We start from the raw sequence: 18,078 nt of genomic DNA on the forward strand, positions 1-18,078 counted from the left end.
CGTTACAACCAACTCGCTCGTTACAACCAACTTGCTCGTTACAACCAACTCGCTCGTTACAACCAACTCGCTCGTTACAACCAACTTGCTCGTTATAACCAGCTCGCTAGTTGCTTTTAGCGAGCTATATTCAGCCTACGCAGGTAGGCTTTATTTGGGTAGCCCCACCATAGCCAGAGTGAGGGGGATTTAGCGCAGCGTCATACAGAATTGGTATAAGTCCTACAAATATTTTATGCCGCAGAATTAGTGTGGTGAAATACTATTTTTTAATCTTAAAAATATAAAAAAATATACTACTAAAAATGTCAGATTATATTTAACTAAGATAAATTCGCAACCGCTCGATTTAATAATTGTGAGAAAACTTGGCGATCGCCATCTGAAAATCCCTGCATAGTTTGTTGACGAATTTCCTCAACAATAGGTGGTAAAACAATTTCGAGTTCCTTACCCGCATCAGTTAACCATATTCGCCAAACTCTTCTATCCTGCATATTTCGTTCGCGACGCACCAATCCTCTTTCTTCCATGCGATCAATTACCCCCGTTAAAGTACCTCCGACCTGTTTTAGTTTCTCTCCAATGCTAGAAGTCGGTAAACCATCTTCTTCCCACAAACAGCACAAAACTATCCAGTGAAAAGGAGTTAGTTTAAAAGGTTCGAGGTATTCATTAAATCTGCGCGATAGCAATTGCGATAATAGTTTGATTTGATAATCTACGCTGTATGGTGCGCGTTGTCTGGATAAATCCGATGTCGGGGAGTTTTCTGATGTTTGAAGCATTAATGTCAATTACTTAGCGCTCGTAAAATTAGATTAGCATTATAAGTAGTCCAGTGAAATATTTATTCCCCGTTCCCTACTCCTAACCGTAAGCTTCCCAAGCCAAATCTATCAATCCATCTAAAATTGCTGCTGCTACTATCGCACCACCTTTTTGATTTTTAATTGTAATATTAGGTATAGACAATTCTGTTAAAGTTTGCTTCTTCGCATCTATATCCATATGCATAAATTTGGGTGGTGTAGCAATTATCAAAACAGGTCTAATTTTTTCCGCTTCAATTAATTCAACTAGCGTTTTTAAAGCTGTTGGGTCTTGACCTACTACAAATATTCCTTCTGGATAGCGTTTAGCTAAGGCTTCCATACCCCAAGCAGCCACAGTTTTTTGTTTCTGAGGACGAGTCTGAGCTTCCATAGCACAATAAACTGGATTAGCAAAACTATTTTGTACATTCTTTATAATACCGGCTTGCACTGTTGTTGTATCTACCACAATACTGCTGCGCGATGCTAATGCTGCTGCTGCTGCTTGTAAGGAACGTTCCGAAAATTCAATCAATGTTTTGTACTCAAAGTCACCTGTAGCGTAAATGACTCTTCTAATAATTTCGTACTCAGCTAGTGAAAAATGTCGATATTCCCTTGGGGATGCTGGACTTAAAGCATCGCGTTCTGGGTACATAAGAGCAAAAGCACCACCAATTTCTCTATCAATGGTTGCTAAACTTTGAGCGTCCGTTACGTGCCATTCCATCATTTTATCAATTATCAATTATCAATGGGGCATTGGGTGTAGGAAAACAATTTTAATTCCTAATTTCTAATTCCTAACTCTTAACTCTTAACTCATTTAAGTTTCCGAAGTAGAAGAACGATTTATAAAAGGAGATAAATAAGCAACTAAAGCTCCAATCAGAAAACCGGAGATATTGCGAACTAAAGGTAGCCAATCAGAGGTACGGGTCACAACTGGACCGATTCCAAAGGCAATAAACAAAATTCCCCATAAAGGAGAAAATATTAATGCCCATTGCCAAGCGATAATTTGTTTTTCATCTCTTGGTTGAGCTGCAAATCCACAGATAACCCCACCGATAACTGAAGTAATAAAGGTCAGAATCCACTGTTCCCGTGGCAATCCTGGAACAACGTTACAACCACCCTGACGCAAACAACCTTCTACAGTTTGCAAAGCTTCAATAATAGCTTGGTCTTCACCTTTTTCTCTAACAAAATATAAGTTACCAAAACGGGTTTGTAATTCTATCCAAAAAGTTCGTGGTAGCAATTCGTAAACATCATCACCAACCGCAAAACTGAGAATATTTCCACCCCGAGAATCGGCAACAAGTAAAATACTATGATCGTTTAAACCCCAAAACTTAATTACGGCTCTACCGGGTGTTTGGTCATACTGAGTAAGTACTCGCAATTGCCAACCAGTTTCTTTTTCAAAGTCGTTGAGTTCTTGAACTAAATTTTGCTCTTGAACAACATTCAGAGATTTCCCCAAGTCTACAACTGGTGTTACTTCCGCAGGCAGCAATTCCGGATTATTGTAAGCATAAGCAGCGCTCGGATGTGTCGTCCAAATTGAGCCAGCTAAAAATAATACTGTCAAAAATGTAAAAAATCGTCGCCAAGAACTATTATGCATGGGTTTTTTATATAAATTTCAACACTGAAATTAAGCAAATTGTTTCAAGAAGCAAGAAGAAAAATCATACTTCTTTACATTTTGTAACCTTATTCTAATTTATTTTACATTCATCTAGGCATAATTTTTGTTGAAGATACATCGAATACATCTCCAGGAGGCGTAAAATTAGCGTTGAAAGCTAGTACAAGTAAGCCTGGTGGGCTGATGTGTGAAGAGAATTTGGATTTTACGCTGATTCTCAGATAAGTGAGGGATGATAGCCGCGATGATTAAACCAACCAATGAAAATTCTGAATAATTATTAAAATACTCGCGTTCTCAACCGTGGAGCCAAAGCTGTTCGTAATCTTATAGATGTCTAAAGCGATCGCAATTTCCTTTGTGTTTGATTTTTCAATAAGACGCGATCGCACCGTAGGAAAATTTAGGTAGTTTTGAGGATTTGAATTTGAGACGTAGCACTGCGGAGATCTCTACATGGGTTTCGTTTTTAATACAAAATGTATGTTTAATTCAGCCCTAAAACAGCTATTCATTGATAACTGCTCACTGCTCACTAGTCATTCCCCGAACTAAAATCACGGTACAATCAACACCGTATACAATTGCTTCTGGAATATTGCCTTTGATGGCTTGCTGTAACATTCCTTCGCGGGAAGCACCTAAAAGAACTACATCGGATTCATCGGTTTTTACTAAGTTAATTATTCCTTGAGCAACCGAATCAGATCTAAGAGGTACGGATGTTATTTGATTGGATAGCTTATACATATCAATCAGCTGATGTCTAGCTGCTTGCAATAATTTTGTATCCAGCTTGGTTTCAGATAAAGGAAACACTTGTGTAAGATTAATTTTTAACTTATTGTTTGAAGCAGCTAAAGCAGGCAATAATTTAAGCGCTATTTTTGAATTTGGTCCTCCAGCCATTGGTACTAAGCAACTGCTAAAGTTAGTTGGAATCAAAGAATTATTTTTTAATTTTGTGTTGAGGTTTTTTCCTAATTTTACTAATACTACTTCACAACTGGCTTGGCGGATTATGGTGTCTACAACGCTACCAAAAATACGACCGGGGGTAGAAGTACCACCTTTCCACCCCATTAAAACTGTATTTATATTTCTATCTTTAATAGTTTCTAAAGTTGCATTTGCGACATCATGAGCAACTCTAATTTGCGTGTGTACGGGAATTTTCCATTTTTTACCCATGATTTCCGCAGACAACAATAACCCACGACTTTGCGCTGTTTTAACAGGAGTTTCGGCTGGATTATTATGACGAGAAATGATCACTACTTGCAAACATTCAATTTCGTAAAAGTTATATTTCGCGATTGTCGCTGCTAGACCTAATAACGTCTCTGCGGTTTCAGGATTAGCAACCAAAACTAATAATCTACCTTGCCCAGTACTCGGTGACTGGGTTTGATAAACTATGTAGGAAGGTTTGATTTTCGGTTGATTGGGAGCGCTTTTGCAGTTGAGATAGTTTGCTTCGGCTCGAATAATATCTCCCCGACTAATCATTCCTACTAATCTTCTTCCTTCTAAAACTGGCAAGCGACTAATTTGATGTCTATCTAATACATATAGGACGTTACTCAAGCTATGTTTAGAGGTAATCGTAATCGGATGCGATGTCATGATTTCACTTACAGGTGCATCTCTAGATAACTTTCCTTCCCGTATTTTCATCAAATCGCTTTGAGTGACAATACCTACTAATTTAGTGTTATCTAGTACGGGAAAACCACGTTGAGTAGAATGAGAAAAAGCCTGTATTGCTTCATCTACAGTCATTTGCTCTTGCAAAGTTTCCACCTGACGCTGCATAACTTCTTGTGCGGTTAAATTAATGAATCTACTATTGATAGGCATTTCTGTATCAATATCAATACCATTTAATTGCAAAAGCTTGGCATATAGCGAGCCTGGGATCAATTTATCAGCAACTAGATAAGATGTTACAGAACCAATCATTAATGGTAGTACTAGATTGAAATCTGTAGTAATCTCAAAAATAATCATAATTGCGGTAATTGGGACTTTGGATACCGCGCTAAAAAATGCTCCCATTCCCACTAAAGCGTAAGTATTAGGGGTACTGAAACCTAAAATTTGGAATTCGACAACCCCAACTAAGTATCCCAGACAAGAACCTAAAATCAGACTGGGAGCAAATAACCCTCCTGGCGCTCCCGAACCAAATGCGACTAATGTTAAAATAAATTCTGCGACAAATACTAACATTACTTTATAAACGCTGGGCTGACCGTCAATAATAAATAGTCGCAAACCAGTATTATTGCGAAATCCTTCGGGTAGCATCGCGATCGCAATCCCAGAAATCAACCCAGCTAAAGCTATTCTTAAGGTTAAACTGACACGCAATTTACGATAATAACTCAGGCTTAAAAGTAAACCTTGCCTAAATAGTGCAGCTAGTAAACCGGCTAAAATACCCAGAATCAGGTAAAAAGGAAGTTCTGTAATTATAAAACTGCTTTTTGACTCGATTAATTCTAGATTCAGCTGTAAACTTCTACCACCTAATAGTCGTGAAACTACCCCACCAATAAATGAAGCAATAATGGCAGTTCCCAGAGTCAATCCTGATAAATCCTGGAGTAATTCTTCGACAACAAATAATATACCCGTAATTGGAGCATTGAAAGCTGCTGCTAATCCCGCACCCGCACCCGCAGCAATCATTTGTCTGCGATGGTCTGGAGAAGTGGGAAATACGCGACTCATCCCTGCTGCTAAAGCTGCACCTACATGAACCGTGGGTCCTTGTCTTCCTAATGTCATTCCCGAACCCAGCATCAAAATCGCGCTAACCAGCTTTACAGCCGCTACCCGCCAAGTTAATGTGATGGGGATATTAGCCAAAGAAGCTTTCACTTGAGGAACACCGCTACCACTCGCTTCGGGTGCAAACCTCTCTACTAAAAAGCCAGCCAAAAAACCAAAGCTAGCACCAATTAATGGTAAGGCTAAAATAGCTGGTATTGCATAGGAAGTACTAACTCGGAACGTTCCCAACCATCCCGAACTAAATCTTAGAAATACTGCGGATAAAGCCGCAACCACTCCGATAACGCAAGCTTCTGCAATTGCTAAACCTCTCCTGGGCTGCCAAAAATCGCGAACGTATTTATTAAAATTGGGCATAGGTCATTGGGCATTGGAAATGGAAATGGGAATAGGAATTAGCATAAAATATATTTATTACAGTAATTCAGTTAGATACAACTGTTTATTGGCTATTATAGTCCGATGTTAAAAAATATTCTTAATAATAATTAATGATATATATTGATTATTTAATAGTTGAAGTATGTCGCCCAAATGCAGAGATTAGCAAAAATTTTATTGATAAATAGTGATAATATCAATAAACATAATTTTTTATTTTAAATCTAGATTCTTGACTAAGTAATATGTTGAACTGTTGGCAAAATATTTATAGTTACTGCTCTACAAAAATTATTTTGCTCCATAACCAACATTATTTAATTATTTACTAATATTATCTTTTTTCCCAATTACCAATTACCAATTACCAATTCCCAATTCCCTATTTCCTTTAAGAATTATTTTTCCCCGTGCTAGATAATCCATCAACGATCAAAGATGAAGTATAGCAAGAGCCATTCCAATCAGTATCACCACCGAGTTTAATCAACTGTTTCAAAGCAGTATAAATATTACCCGATACCATCGTATCTTTGATGCGTCCGGTAACTTGACCATTTTCTACCCGATAACCCAAATCGATATTAATTGAAAAATCGCCGGAAATCCCGTTACCACCACCGAGCATCTGGTCAACAATTAAGCCATTGTGCATTTCTTCGATCAATTCTGGTAAACTGCCATTTCCTGGTTGTATCAAAAAGTTAAATAATCCTGGAGTTGGATAACTACTTAAACTCGGACGAAATCCGTTACCTGTAGTTTTGATTCCTAACCGATTTCCTGTAGTGCGATCGCAATAAAAATTTTGCAATATTCCATCTTGAATAAAAGTCAAATTATCAGTAGGGGTACCTTCGTCATCAAAAGGACAGCTATAGGGCCCAGCGAGTGGGTCTTGATAAACAGTCAGTAAAGGTGAAACTACTTGTTTACCCATACGTTCAGCCCAAGGGGAAGCACCTTCTAACACTAGTTTTCCGTTGAGTGCGGCTTGTACGGTACCCCAGAGCATATCGGCAGCTTTAGAGGTAAACAAAACTGGGATACGATTGTTCGGTGCAGCTACATTTGTCTGGGCCCAATTCAACCGCTGTAAAATTTGTTGCGCGACTGTTTCAGGGTTAAGTTTTCCCCGTTCGGTTTGTCCATCCGCAACGCTCAAAAAATCATCACCCCGAACCCATTCTGCTGAGATATAGCAACTCAAAGTAGTATCGGTATAGTGAGCATCCAGACCTTGAGTATTCACCAATCGAGTGGTTTCTACATCGCATTCCCAATCACCATTACAAATAACATCCGGGTAGACATCGCGAATCAAAGCAATAGTGTGCTTACCCCACTCCACCAAAGTTTCCGACGATATATTTTCACCCAAATCTGGATAAACAACTTGAGAATTACCAGTTAACTCGACAATTTCCGGCTGATTTAACTTACTCAAAGCAATAGCACGCTCAACCATCGTCTGTGCTTCCACGGGACCATTTGCCACCGTTAGACCCGGACGACCTTCATACCATAACCGTAAAGCAGTACCCTCAGACTGATTACTTTCAAGTTGCTTGAGACGATTTGCTTCAAAAAACACCGGCTTAGAGAGCGATCGCGATTGATATACCTCAGCTTCAGTTGCACCAGATTTTATCGCAACTTCCAATAACTGCTCCATCAAGTCATTAGTCATTAGTTGTTAGTTCTTAATTATTAGCCAACAGGAAATATAGTTCTTAACGGGTCAAAGGTCAAAGAATTTTGGATTTTGGATTTTGGATTTTGGATTGGGAATGGGTAATTGGGAATTGCGAATGGGTAATTGGGAATGGGTAATTGGGAATTGCGAATGGGTAATTGGGAATGGGTAATTGGGAATTGCGAATTGAAAACAACTAGGGAGCAAGATAGCGGACACTACAAATGCTTTATAAATCTTTCTCTCCCCATCTCCCCATCTCCCCATCCCCCCATCTCCCCATCTCCCCATCTCCCCATCCCCCCATCCCTCCATCCCCCCATCTCCCCATCCCTCCATCCCCCCATCTCCCCATCCCCTTGTCCCTCCATCCTCAAATCTCCTTTAACAGCCAAAATCCCGCGAATGATTCCGAATTCGGGTCTAACTGTACTCCAATAAAGTGAACTCCGTTAGCTTGCTGCTTGACTTCTTCAAAGTTCTGTGCTTGGTCTACCATTTGCGGATTTTTGATATTCGCTAAAATCCAACTTTCAGTTGCACCAGTTTCTAAAATCAATCTTCCTTGCTTGGTATTATCAAACCTTAACCAAGCCAACTCCAAACCGGACATCCAACCCGCGATCGGTAATGCTCTATTTGAGTAAACCAAAACTCCGGGAATCTTGGTTTCAGGGGCAATTTCTACTAATTCTAAAGGGAAAGCTCCACCGAAATCAATATTCCACTCTGGCATATCCGCAAAATCCGCAGCGGTCAAGGTCACAAATCCTAGTTGTTCTCCTTCTAAAGCGTCGGGTAAGCGCTGAGGTAAAGGAGCTTCTAAACGCACCGAGGGATTAGTACCTCCTTGAAATCCCGGTTCTTGGGGATAAACTTGTTCCATCCGTTGTTGTAACCACTGATTGAGCGCTAATGTCTGACGACTGGGTTTCGCTGGAATTCCAATGTCTTCACAAGCTTTAGTAATCATATTATTCATTTGACGGCGGAAAAAGCGGATTTTACCCGGTGCTTCTCCGGCTTTATCTATTGCTTCCTGCAACGCAGTTTGCAACCATACGGAATTTACTGTTGAACTGGGACAATATTTAGCGTAACGAAATAAGGAATCAGTTTTGGTGCGGATATCCAAAGGAGTTTCGCAAATCAAGACTTCCCAAATTTTCTTGTTGTTTTCATCCAAAATTGGACGTGAGTAATAATCCAGTTCCCAAATGCTGCCCATATTATGCCGTAATCTTTTGGCTACTTTGTCTATATATTTATGATACGAGCGTATTGGCAACTCGTAATACTATTTATTTTTCGATGTATCTTTGCTATTCCTGATGGATACGACTTTTGCTAAAAAAATTAAATAAAATTGAAAGAATTACTTTTATTTGGGGAACTCTAAACAGTAAGGAATAATATTTAAAGAGGTAAAATGATACTTTGTAATAATGCTAGCCACCCTTTCGATTTAGCTACAGTTATTAAATCTTCAGAAGCCATACACAGTGAAATCAATTTAGAAAATTTACCCCGCACGGTGTTACAGATTATTTTAGAAAATTCTGGCGCTCAAAAAGGCTGTTTGATATTACAAAAAGATAAACAGTTTTTTGTAGAAGCAATTGAAAATAGTGGAAGTAATAATTATACTATAGCCCAATCAATTACTGTTGGAGAATGTACGGATATACCTCAACAGATAATTAATTATGTTATCAAAAATCAAAAAAGTTTAATAATTGAAAATGCAGTCGATTCTATTTACAAAGATGATATTTACATTCAAAAGCATCAGTGCAAATCTATTTTATGCGTTCCCATTCTGTTTCAAAGCAATATCGGGATATTTTATTTAGAAGATAATTTAATCACAAACGCATTTACACCCTCAAAATTAGAATTTATTAAAATATTTATTTCCCAAGCTGCGATCGCCATCAAAAATGCTCGTTTATTTGCCAGCGAACAAGAAAAAACACGGATTTTGCAATTTAGAAGCGAAATTGATTCAACGCTAGCTAAAAGCCACGATTTACAACAAATGCTGCAACAATGCACGGAAATTATCGTATCTTACTTAAATGTGGGCTTTGCTCGGATTTGGACTTGCGATCGCAACCAAAAACAATTGCAGTTGCAAGCTAGTGCCGGTATTTATACGCATATTGATGGCGCACACAGTCGCATCCCTGTAGGTAAATTGAAAATTGGCTTGATTGCTCAAGAGCGCAAACCTCACATTACTAATTCAGTTCAAACCGATGCAATCAGCGATAAAGAATGGGCCATTCGGGAAGGAATGATTGCTTTTGCAGGATACCCGTTGATTGCTGATGGAGAAATTATGGGTGTAGTAGCGATGTTTTCCCAACAGAAATTAGATCAAAATACTCTTGAACTATTGAGCTTTATTGTCGGAGAAATTGCGATTGCAATTAAGCGTAAAAATACAGAACAAGCTCTAAAACAACAAGAAGAACAATATCGTAGTATTTTTGAAACTGTAAACGATGGACTATCAATATTTAATTTAGAAACGGGTAAAGCAGTTGCTGTAAATCCGACATGGTGTCAAATGTATGGTTATTCAAGCGAAGAATTTCTAACTTTAAATGCTTCAGAATACATTCATCAAGATTCTCTGTATTTATTTGGTGAATTTATTGATTCGGTAAAAGCTGGGAAGGAATTTTACGCTCAAGGTATTTGTATTCACAAAAATGGGACTTTATTTGATGTGGAAGTCAAAGCTACATTTTATATTTATAATAACAAGCCTCATGCATTAACAATTACGCGAGATATTAGCGATTTCTGCGAAGAGCTTCGCTTACGCAAACGTGCAGAAACAATCTTACAGCAGCGCACTCAGGAATTGGAACAAACTTTAGTAAAGTTAAAATCGACTCAATCGCAACTAATCCAAACCGAAAAAATTTCCCAACTCGGACAGCTTGTTGCTGGTGTAGCACACGAAGTAAATAATCCTGTTAGTTTTGTCTCTGGTAATTTATCCCATGCAGAAGGGTATATACGAGACTTAATTAATTTACTTAATTTATATCAACAAGAATTTCCCCATCCTGGAGATATTATTGAATCAGAAATTGCCGAAATTGACTTGGAATACTTAATAGAAGATTTACCCGCAATGGTTTCTTCAATGAAACTAGGTGCTGATCGGATCAAGGATATCATGTTATCATTACGCAATTATTCTCGTACCAGTTCCGATGAAAAGAAAGCCGTAAACTTACGTGAAGGTATTGATACTACCTTAATGATATTATCTCATCGGCTCAAAGCAAAACCCGAACGTCCGGCAATTCAAATCGTGAAAAACTATACCGATTTACCTTTAGTTAATTGCGATCGCGGTCAAATTAATCAAGTATTTATGAATTTAATTTCTAATGCTATTGATGCGTTAGAGGAATCAAATCAAGGTACAAGCTACAAAGAAATAGAGCAAAATCCCAATATAATTACCATTACCACCGCAGCTTTAGATAACTGGGTAACTATAACCATCGCCGATAACGGAACGGGAATTCCCACCCAAGTAAAACAAAAGTTATTTGATGCTTTCTTCACTACCAAGCCAGAAAGTAAGGGAACTGGTTTAGGATTATCAATTAGTTATCAAATTATCACAGAAAAGCACGGTGGAACTTTGGAATGTATTTCTTCACCAGGTAGCGGTGCTAAGTTTGTCATGCGGATTCCAGTTTAATATTTATCATCGCGAGTAAATTGTCAAATATATGAAAAGCAATATATTAACGGTAGAATAATCTTTATTTGCCCAGCATCACCAAACCACTGAGATTTTCTTATGATGAATTTTACACTTGAACGTGCATTTAGCGATCGCCGCGTACTCAAAGTAATTAGCGGTCTGAATAATTTCGATTCTAATCGTGTTGCTGCAACTGTAAAAGCCGCACACCACGGTGGTGCAAGTTTTCTCGATATCGCTGCTGATGCCGATTTAGTAAAAATGGCAAAACAATTGACCGATTTACCGATTTGTGTATCGGCAGTAGAACCCGAAAAATTTCTCAAAGCAGTTGCAGCAGGTGCCGATTTAATCGAAATTGGTAACTTTGATTCTTTCTACGCTCAAGGAATTAGATTTGAAGCCGAAGAAGTTCTAGCTTTAACAAAACAAACCCGTGCTTTACTTCCCCGAATCGCGCTTTCCGTCACCGTTCCTCATATCTTGACATTAGATCAACAGGTACAATTAGCAGAAGAATTAGTTGCATCCGGTGCAGATATTATTCAAACAGAAGGGGGTACCAGCAGCAAACCCCAAAATATCGGTTCCTTGGGACTAATAGAAAAAGCGGCTCCCACCCTAGCAGCAGCTTACGAAATTTCTCGCGTTGTATCAGTACCAGTACTTTGCGCTTCCGGTATTTCCAACGTTACCGCACCTTTAGCGATCGCAGCAGGTGCAGCAGGTGTCGGAGTCGGTTCCGCAATCAACCAGCTTAACAGCGAAATTGCCATGATTGCAGCAGTACGTAGTTTAGTTGAAGCGATCGGAACAAAAGTAGAAATTAACAGATAACAGATAACCAATGTAGAGACGTAGCAGTGCTACGTCTCATTAACTAAATCGCAAGTCTACAATATTGATTAATTATTAATAACTAGGATGCTAAACGCAACATCTACCTAACGCATCAAAATACCATTTCACAAAATTAGCAGTATCAATCAAAATACCCGAAGACGTAGCATTGCTACGTCTCTACATTGGTTACACGTATAATCTTTAAATCATCACTTCCTTGATACTATAAATTACCTGCTGTTGCTGTTCCTCTGAAAGTTCTGGGAACATGGGTAAAGATAGAACTTCATGACAAACTTGTTCAACGACTGGTAATTGTCCCGGTTGATAGCCCAAACTTTGATAAACTGGCTGCAAATGTAAGGGATAAGGATAGTAAATCGCTGTATTTACACCTTTTTCTTGCAATTTATTGCGTAATAAATCTCTTTTACCATTTTGAACGCGAATCGTATATTGATTCCATACTCCCGTTCCTCCAGGTAATTCCTGTGGGATAATAATATCGGGAACGTGACTGAGAAATTCGTGATAACGAGCTGCAATTTGCTGCCTTTGCTGGTTCCAAATATCTAAATAACGTAGCTTAATGAGTAAAATCGCCGCTTGAATCGAATCTAACCGACTATTTACACCAATCTCTTCATATTGGTATTGACTTTTTTGACCGTGGTTTTTCAATAACTTCAACCTTGCGGCAATTTCTGGATTACTAGTGGTAATTGCACCACCATCACCGCAACCTCCCAAATTTTTGGTAGGGTAAAAGCTAAAGCAACCAATGTGTCCGATACTGCCTACTTTTTGATTATTCCACATTGCTCCTGTAGACTGAGCGCAATCTTCTACTACCAATAAATTTTGGGAAGCAGCTAATTCCATTAATGCCGTCATATCAATGGGTTGTCCAAACAAATGCACTGGAATAATCGCTTTAGTATTAGATGTTACTGCTGCTGCGACTTGCTGTAAATCCAAATTGTAAGTAGCTGGATCGATATCAACAAATACCGGCTTAGCACCCACAGCGCTAATTACTTCACAGGTAGCGACAAAAGTGAAAGGTGTGGTAATTACTTCATCTCCCGCACCAATATTGTAAGCCCTTAAAGCCAAGTAAAGAGCATCCGTACCGGAATTACAAGCTACACAATCGGTGACATTTGTATAAGTAGCAAGCTGTTGTTCCAAACCTTCAACCAAAGGACCACCAATATAGCGTCCTGAAGATAGAACCTCCAAGACCGCTTCACTTACTTCTGCGGCAATAGTAGAATATTGCTGTTTATTATCAAAAGCAGGAATAGAATTTACGGTTTGTATCATGAGACTTTTTTATATGAAAATAGATGATAATGCGGAATGACTTGTTAAATTTTTAATCGTATTGCCAGTTTTATACTGTCGCCCATAATACGCTATAAACAAGACTTTAATTCGATTTTTGGCAATATAACATCATAGGGGTACTATTTTTGGCTGTAATGTTCAACTTTGTATATTGATACATCAAGTCCTAATCTTCATCCGCGAATAAATACTGAGAATTTGATTTGTTTAGTAATTGCGTTTTAATGCAGACAGCGCAACTATCAGCCGAAAATATTGATAGTAAAAAGATAAATAGTAGTTTCAACAACTTATTTTGATGACAGAATTAATACAGCTAAATTTTTTAGACTTAGCGATCGCGCTAGGATTAATGGCGATCGCGATCGGTTTGTCTATTTGGGAAAAAATCGGACTTGAGCTAAATCTGGCTATTGCTACCGGCAGAACTATCCTACAGTTATTAGTATTGGGATACATTTTAGACTTTATTTTTGCCCTGAATAACGTTTTGGCAGTTTTGGCGATTTTAGCAGTAATGCTCACCGTTGCAGCGATTGTTGCCAAAAATCGGATTACTCAGAAAATGCCGCAAGTTTTACCTTTAGTCTGGGGTTCGATGTTCTTGAGTACTGCATTCACTTTGATTTATACGAATTTTCTGATAATTCAACCCGATAAATGGTTTCAGCCACAGTACGTAATTCCTCTCGCCGGAGTAGTATTAGGTAATGCTATGAATGCGGCTGCGATCACCGGGGAAAGATTAGTTAGTACAATCAATGCAAGCCATATGGAGATAGAGACACACCTCAGTTTAGGTGCAACTCCACAGCAAGCAATTCAGCAGTATCAAAAAGATTCTATCCGTGCTGGTTTAATTCCCACCATCAACCAAATGATGATAATTGGGATGGTAACAATACCGGGATTTATGAGCGGATTAATAATTAGCGGTGTTGATTACGATAAAATGCCCTTCCAAGCTGCATCCGAAGCCGCATCTTACCAAATTTTACTGATGTTTATGGTCGCATTGAGCAACTTATTAACAACAATACTGCTCACCAAAGCTCTTTCTCGTCAGTTTTTCAACTCCAATTTTCAACTAGTCAGGTAAGAGAATTACCAATTCCCCATTCCCAATTACCCATTACCAATTCCCTACTCCCTATCAATAAAAAGAATCCCATTCAAATGGTCAACTTCATGTTGAATAAGAATAGATAACATTCCATCAGCAGTAATAGTAAAAGGTTGATGTTCTCGATTTAAAGCCGTTAACTTTACCCGATTAAACCGTTTTACCGTTTCTCGTCGTCCTGGAAAACTCAAACATCCTTCACTTGAATCAATTAAAAAGTCTTGATATTCAACTTCAGGATTAACAACACACAATATATCTTCAGGATGATAATCTTTACTTTTGCTACCTGCAATACGTTTTTTATTCAACACAAATACCCGCTTCAATTCTCCGATTTGGGGTGCAGCTAATCCCATAGAATTTTCTGCAAGCATTGTATCAATTAAATTTTCTACCAAAGTTTGAAAATCCGCGTTAAAAACAGTGATTCCAGTTGATACTTCTTTTAACAAAGAATTGGGATAACAGACCACATTGACAGCCATAAAAACTATTGCCTATAACGCTAATCTACCACTTACCATCCGGACATTCAGAAACTTCAATATTTGCCTTGACTAACATAAAACATCCACACACAGTACAGCGTGTAGCTTCTGCATTGTACTTTTCACAAGTTGAACAAATTGCCAATCTTTTTTCAACATTACTTTTTGAAGCAAGAACTCTATCTCCACATAATCCCTGTTTCGCAGTTTTATACGCTTCTGAAAACAGACCTTGCAACATTTTGGGACGACTTGGATAACTTGGTGGTGAATTAGTCATGTTACAATTCCTAGAATATTACAAAGAATTCCCAACAAATCATAACACTTCAAAATATTTTTGTATTGAATTTACCAAGATAGAATTAGATATTTATTTTTATACAAAAAAAGACCTTACCCTTAATCCCTTTCCTTAGCAAAGGAGAGGGAAGCAGTTGGTAAAGTGAGGTTTTGGATACAACTCAATCGAGAATCGCTATGATAAAAGTTGGTTAAAATCATCAAAATATCTTAACCAAACCATAATCATTTTAATTAACTAAAAAACGAGTTACAGGTACAAACTTAAAGAAAGCGTACTCATACCATACAGTCCAGATAAAATCACGAATCCAGGTGTTACGCATTTCCGGACGAATTTGATAATCAAAAGCAGTATCGGTAGCACCAACTCTAGTCATAGCATGGTTACAACCACAACCATGTTCTTGGAAAAAGCCGTGCTGAGAAGAAATACTTTGTACCATCAGCTGAATGGGAAATACCTTTTGTCCATGTAAAGAAGCATCCCAAGCACGAGCATTTAACTTATCTTCCTCAGAAAATCTTAACGGACGGACTTCTGAAACCTCTTCGCGATAAATGGGAGCTAAATGTACATGATAAAAAGAAGCCGGTAAATCGTAACCGAACTCTGCAAACAAAGCTTTACCAATTTCGACAATTTGTTTGCGTCCTGTATAATCTTCTTCAGCAGAAAGTTGTTTTTCAATTTGGTCAAAGTTGGGATATCTATCTACATCGAAATCCTGACCGTAAAAATCAAGAGCTTCCCAACCTAAAGTACCAAATATTTCGCAAAAAGCAGGTTTTAAGTGCTGTAAATGTTCCGATTCATTGAATAAGTCTACATCACCGCGAGACATTTTATGAAGAAATAATTGCGCCATCTTCACGTATTCTTCGGGATTAGAAAGCTTTGTATTCGACTTACCTGTATAAATATCTTGCCAAGATTGAGGAAGACAATCTACAGATGTCGCTTTTTCCCCTTCAATTACAACCGATAATGATTTTTTAGAACTAGTAACAAAATTCTCAATAGGATTCACAGTAGCTTGCAGTGTCATTTCGCTTTTTTTCCCTGAATCAAATAGTTAACAAATCATTGCCGCAAATAATCATAATCATTATCTGCAAGGTATTTATCACTACTGTAATTAAAAGTAATATTGCAAAATGTTTTTTAATTAATAAAAATGAAAAAATGTATTTTAATTGATTGTAAATAGGAACATAAAGTGTATAAATTAGCTTTTATTATGTATGACAAAACGTCTTATTGATTTATGATTATATATAAATTGAAGCAATAGATAAACATATATTTAGTTAATAGTAAGGACAGGGTAGAAATCCATCCCACAAGATTTGTATAAATAAAAGACAAACAAAAAAAAGCCCGTTTACACGAGCTAAAAAATCAGATACAAATAATTAAAAAAAGTATTCAGTTTTACAAAAAAATAAACTTAGGAATTAAAAACAGGTAATTTACCTTGCAATTGCGATTTAGCTTGAACGCAAGAAGCACATTGACAACCAAGCTGGTCAAGAATAGGATTTGAATCAATTTGATTTAATGTTGCTAATTGATGTAATGGTGAGTCAGATGGATTAATATGTACTGTTGCAGATGTAGAATTAACAGGAGATGCTGTTACAGGATTTGCTAGAAACAACATCGAAGCAACAAGTAAGGGTAAAGCAAATAAAACAAGTTTTGCGATTATCATATATAGACTATATAGTGTATGGTGTCCGCTTAAAACCATGATATCTTGATAATTGCGGACATGACAGGCTGGACAATTTTGGATTACTGCTTTCCCCAAATCAACAACTCCCCATTCTCTCCCCCTGCGGCAATTTTATTACCTTGAGGATGCCAATCAATACAGGTAAAACCCTCTGCAACACCTGTAATAATTTGGGAAACTTCCTCGGAATCTTGCCACAAACATAACCAACCATCACTAGCAGCAGAAGCGAGCAAAAAGCTGTCGGAAGCAAAACCGATCGCTTGAATAATGCCTGCATGATTAGTTAAAATTGTTGCTTCCCAATCAGAGCTTTCACTGTTGTGTTCCCATAACACAATACCGTCAACGCTACAGGAAGCAAGCAGTGGTGTATCTTGGTCAGAATTAATCTGTGACCATGCAATGTCACGAATTTTACCAGGAAATCCATGCATAATCCAGGGGCTGGGGTCTTCGTCAGAAATCAACAGTTGAGTTTCAACAACCGCAATAGTTTTGTCCATATTGCCGGAAGCAAGATACTTTCCATCCGCAGACCAAGCCATTGCGACACTCGTTGAAGGAAGATCTAAAATATATGGTTCCTCATCCCAGTTTTGAGAATGCCAAACCTTAACACCGAGATGTCCGGCGATCGCAATATAATCCCCATCATTTCGCCAATCAATACCCAATGGGGAAGAGTTATCAAAATTTAAAGTAGTAACCAAATCGCGGCTTTGAGCATCCCAAATTTGAACTTTACGTCCCGAGCTAAAAGCCAAATGATTGCATTTCGGACTCCAAGCTAGTCGATCGACCCAAGTAAATGCTTCTATTGTCGCGATTAACTCATTTTCTCTCCAGATTTTGACCTGTCCACTTTGTCCCCCAACCGCAACGAATTTACCATCGCAAGAAAAAGCAACGCAATCTACAGACTCACCATTCCCAGATTGCAAAGTAACTAAATCATCATTTTGCCAAAACACAACTTCCCCAGCAGCAGAAGTCGCAGCCAAAATATCCCCTTGCGGCGACCAAGCAACAGATGTAACGTAATCTGAGAGAGTTTGTGATGATATTAGAGAAAATTGCTGAGAATTGAGAGTAGATGGGTTCATCATCTGGATTTTAGATTTTAGATTTTGGATTTTAGATTA

The 18,078-nt window shown here is 38.1% G+C and carries 16 protein-coding genes; 3 read left to right on the forward strand and 13 right to left on the reverse strand.

Annotated features, from left to right (window positions below):
- Positions 1 to 323: 323 nt before the first annotated feature.
- The 7 genes from VB797_RS22935 to VB797_RS22965 all read right to left on the reverse strand — a co-directional run bounded on the left by VB797_RS22935 (position 324) and on the right by VB797_RS22965 (position 8,576).
- Entirely contained in the window at positions 324 to 788 is a 465-nt protein-coding gene (locus VB797_RS22935) for a MarR family transcriptional regulator (RefSeq protein WP_323240056.1), read from the reverse strand.
- An 82-nt stretch (positions 789 to 870) separates the two neighbouring features.
- Complete coding sequence (locus VB797_RS22940) at positions 871 to 1,545, reverse strand: precorrin-8X methylmutase (RefSeq protein ID WP_323240110.1); 675 nt, start codon at positions 1,543 to 1,545, stop codon at positions 871 to 873.
- Positions 1,546 to 1,641: 96 nt separating this feature from the next.
- Positions 1,642 to 2,448, reverse strand: a complete 807-nt coding sequence (locus tag VB797_RS22945) for a TPM domain-containing protein (RefSeq protein WP_323240057.1) — start codon at positions 2,446 to 2,448, stop codon at positions 1,642 to 1,644.
- 549 nt (positions 2,449 to 2,997) lie between these two features.
- A complete protein-coding gene (locus VB797_RS22950) occupies positions 2,998 to 5,628 on the reverse strand; it encodes a chloride channel protein (protein ID WP_323240058.1) in 2,631 nt (876 codons plus the stop codon).
- Between the two features lie 415 nt (positions 5,629 to 6,043).
- Positions 6,044 to 7,342 carry a TldD/PmbA family protein gene (locus VB797_RS22955; RefSeq protein ID WP_323240059.1) on the reverse strand — a complete coding sequence of 433 codons (1,299 nt, stop codon included), beginning with the start codon at positions 7,340 to 7,342 and terminating at the stop codon, positions 6,044 to 6,046.
- A 235-nt stretch (positions 7,343 to 7,577) separates the two neighbouring features.
- Positions 7,578 to 7,703, reverse strand: a complete 126-nt coding sequence (locus VB797_RS22960; protein WP_323240060.1) for a hypothetical protein — start codon at positions 7,701 to 7,703, stop codon at positions 7,578 to 7,580.
- A gap of 18 nt (positions 7,704 to 7,721) precedes the next feature.
- Positions 7,722 to 8,576: a Tab2/Atab2 family RNA-binding protein gene (locus VB797_RS22965; RefSeq protein WP_323240061.1), complete on the reverse strand. Its 855-nt coding sequence runs from the start codon at positions 8,574 to 8,576 to the stop codon at positions 7,722 to 7,724.
- Between the two features lie 201 nt (positions 8,577 to 8,777).
- Between VB797_RS22965 and VB797_RS22970 the strand changes: the two genes are divergently transcribed.
- Complete coding sequence (locus VB797_RS22970; protein ID WP_323240062.1) at positions 8,778 to 11,078, forward strand: GAF domain-containing protein; 2,301 nt, start codon at positions 8,778 to 8,780, stop codon at positions 11,076 to 11,078.
- A 105-nt stretch (positions 11,079 to 11,183) separates the two neighbouring features.
- A complete protein-coding gene (locus tag VB797_RS22975; protein ID WP_323240111.1) occupies positions 11,184 to 11,921 on the forward strand; it encodes a DUF561 domain-containing protein in 738 nt (245 codons plus the stop codon).
- 207 nt (positions 11,922 to 12,128) lie between these two features.
- On the opposite strand, the gene VB797_RS22980 is transcribed toward VB797_RS22975, so the two are convergent.
- A complete protein-coding gene (locus tag VB797_RS22980) occupies positions 12,129 to 13,253 on the reverse strand; it encodes a DegT/DnrJ/EryC1/StrS family aminotransferase (RefSeq protein ID WP_323240063.1) in 1,125 nt (374 codons plus the stop codon).
- A gap of 322 nt (positions 13,254 to 13,575) precedes the next feature.
- Here VB797_RS22980 and VB797_RS22985 point away from each other — a divergent pair, with 322 nt between their 5' ends.
- The gene (locus VB797_RS22985) at positions 13,576 to 14,376 is read left to right on the forward strand and encodes an ABC transporter permease (RefSeq protein WP_323240064.1); all 801 of its coding nucleotides are present in this window, start codon (positions 13,576 to 13,578) and stop codon (positions 14,374 to 14,376) included.
- Positions 14,377 to 14,420: 44 nt separating this feature from the next.
- On the opposite strand, the gene def is transcribed toward VB797_RS22985, so the two are convergent.
- The 5 genes from def to VB797_RS23010 all read right to left on the reverse strand — a co-directional run bounded on the left by def (position 14,421) and on the right by VB797_RS23010 (position 18,039).
- The gene (def, locus tag VB797_RS22990; protein WP_323240065.1) at positions 14,421 to 14,888 is read right to left on the reverse strand and encodes a peptide deformylase; all 468 of its coding nucleotides are present in this window, start codon (positions 14,886 to 14,888) and stop codon (positions 14,421 to 14,423) included.
- A 25-nt stretch (positions 14,889 to 14,913) separates the two neighbouring features.
- Positions 14,914 to 15,171: a DUF6171 family protein gene (locus VB797_RS22995; RefSeq protein ID WP_323240066.1), complete on the reverse strand. Its 258-nt coding sequence runs from the start codon at positions 15,169 to 15,171 to the stop codon at positions 14,914 to 14,916.
- 253 nt (positions 15,172 to 15,424) lie between these two features.
- Positions 15,425 to 16,243, reverse strand: coding sequence for a hypothetical protein (locus VB797_RS23000; protein ID WP_323240067.1), 819 nt, complete (start codon positions 16,241 to 16,243; stop codon positions 15,425 to 15,427).
- Positions 16,244 to 16,645: 402 nt separating this feature from the next.
- Entirely contained in the window at positions 16,646 to 17,008 is a 363-nt protein-coding gene (locus tag VB797_RS23005) for a hypothetical protein (RefSeq protein WP_323240068.1), read from the reverse strand.
- A complete protein-coding gene (locus VB797_RS23010; RefSeq protein ID WP_323240112.1) occupies positions 16,993 to 18,039 on the reverse strand; it encodes a hypothetical protein in 1,047 nt (348 codons plus the stop codon). The genes VB797_RS23005 and VB797_RS23010 overlap by 16 nt, the downstream gene beginning before the upstream one ends.
- Positions 18,040 to 18,078 lie beyond the last annotated feature (39 nt).

This window comes from Rivularia sp. UHCC 0363 (genome assembly GCF_034931125.1).
Lineage (GTDB): Bacteria > Cyanobacteriota > Cyanobacteriia > Cyanobacteriales > Nostocaceae > Rivularia.

What these genes read in the sequence shown, in the direction of transcription:
- VB797_RS22935 (WP_323240056.1), bottom strand. Translation starts at nt 788, where the DNA reads ATGCTTCAAACATCAGAAAACTCCCCGACATCGGATTTATCCAGACAA.
- VB797_RS22940 (WP_323240110.1), bottom strand. Translation starts at nt 1,545, where the DNA reads ATGGAATGGCACGTAACGGACGCTCAAAGTTTAGCAACCATTGATAGA.
- VB797_RS22945 (WP_323240057.1), bottom strand. Translation starts at nt 2,448, where the DNA reads ATGCATAATAGTTCTTGGCGACGATTTTTTACATTTTTGACAGTATTA.
- VB797_RS22950 (WP_323240058.1), bottom strand. Translation starts at nt 5,628, where the DNA reads ATGCCCAATTTTAATAAATACGTTCGCGATTTTTGGCAGCCCAGGAGA.
- VB797_RS22955 (WP_323240059.1), bottom strand. Translation starts at nt 7,342, where the DNA reads ATGACTAATGACTTGATGGAGCAGTTATTGGAAGTTGCGATAAAATCT.
- VB797_RS22960 (WP_323240060.1), bottom strand. Translation starts at nt 7,703, where the DNA reads ATGGGGAGATGGGGGGATGGAGGGATGGGGAGATGGGGGGATGGAGGG.
- VB797_RS22965 (WP_323240061.1), bottom strand. Translation starts at nt 8,576, where the DNA reads ATGGGCAGCATTTGGGAACTGGATTATTACTCACGTCCAATTTTGGAT.
- VB797_RS22970 (WP_323240062.1), top strand. Translation starts at nt 8,778, where the DNA reads ATGATACTTTGTAATAATGCTAGCCACCCTTTCGATTTAGCTACAGTT.
- VB797_RS22975 (WP_323240111.1), top strand. Translation starts at nt 11,184, where the DNA reads ATGAATTTTACACTTGAACGTGCATTTAGCGATCGCCGCGTACTCAAA.
- VB797_RS22980 (WP_323240063.1), bottom strand. Translation starts at nt 13,253, where the DNA reads ATGATACAAACCGTAAATTCTATTCCTGCTTTTGATAATAAACAGCAA.
- VB797_RS22985 (WP_323240064.1), top strand. Translation starts at nt 13,576, where the DNA reads ATGACAGAATTAATACAGCTAAATTTTTTAGACTTAGCGATCGCGCTA.
- def (WP_323240065.1), bottom strand. Translation starts at nt 14,888, where the DNA reads ATGGCTGTCAATGTGGTCTGTTATCCCAATTCTTTGTTAAAAGAAGTA.
- VB797_RS22995 (WP_323240066.1), bottom strand. Translation starts at nt 15,171, where the DNA reads ATGACTAATTCACCACCAAGTTATCCAAGTCGTCCCAAAATGTTGCAA.
- VB797_RS23000 (WP_323240067.1), bottom strand. Translation starts at nt 16,243, where the DNA reads ATGACACTGCAAGCTACTGTGAATCCTATTGAGAATTTTGTTACTAGT.
- VB797_RS23010 (WP_323240112.1), bottom strand. Translation starts at nt 18,039, where the DNA reads ATGAACCCATCTACTCTCAATTCTCAGCAATTTTCTCTAATATCATCA.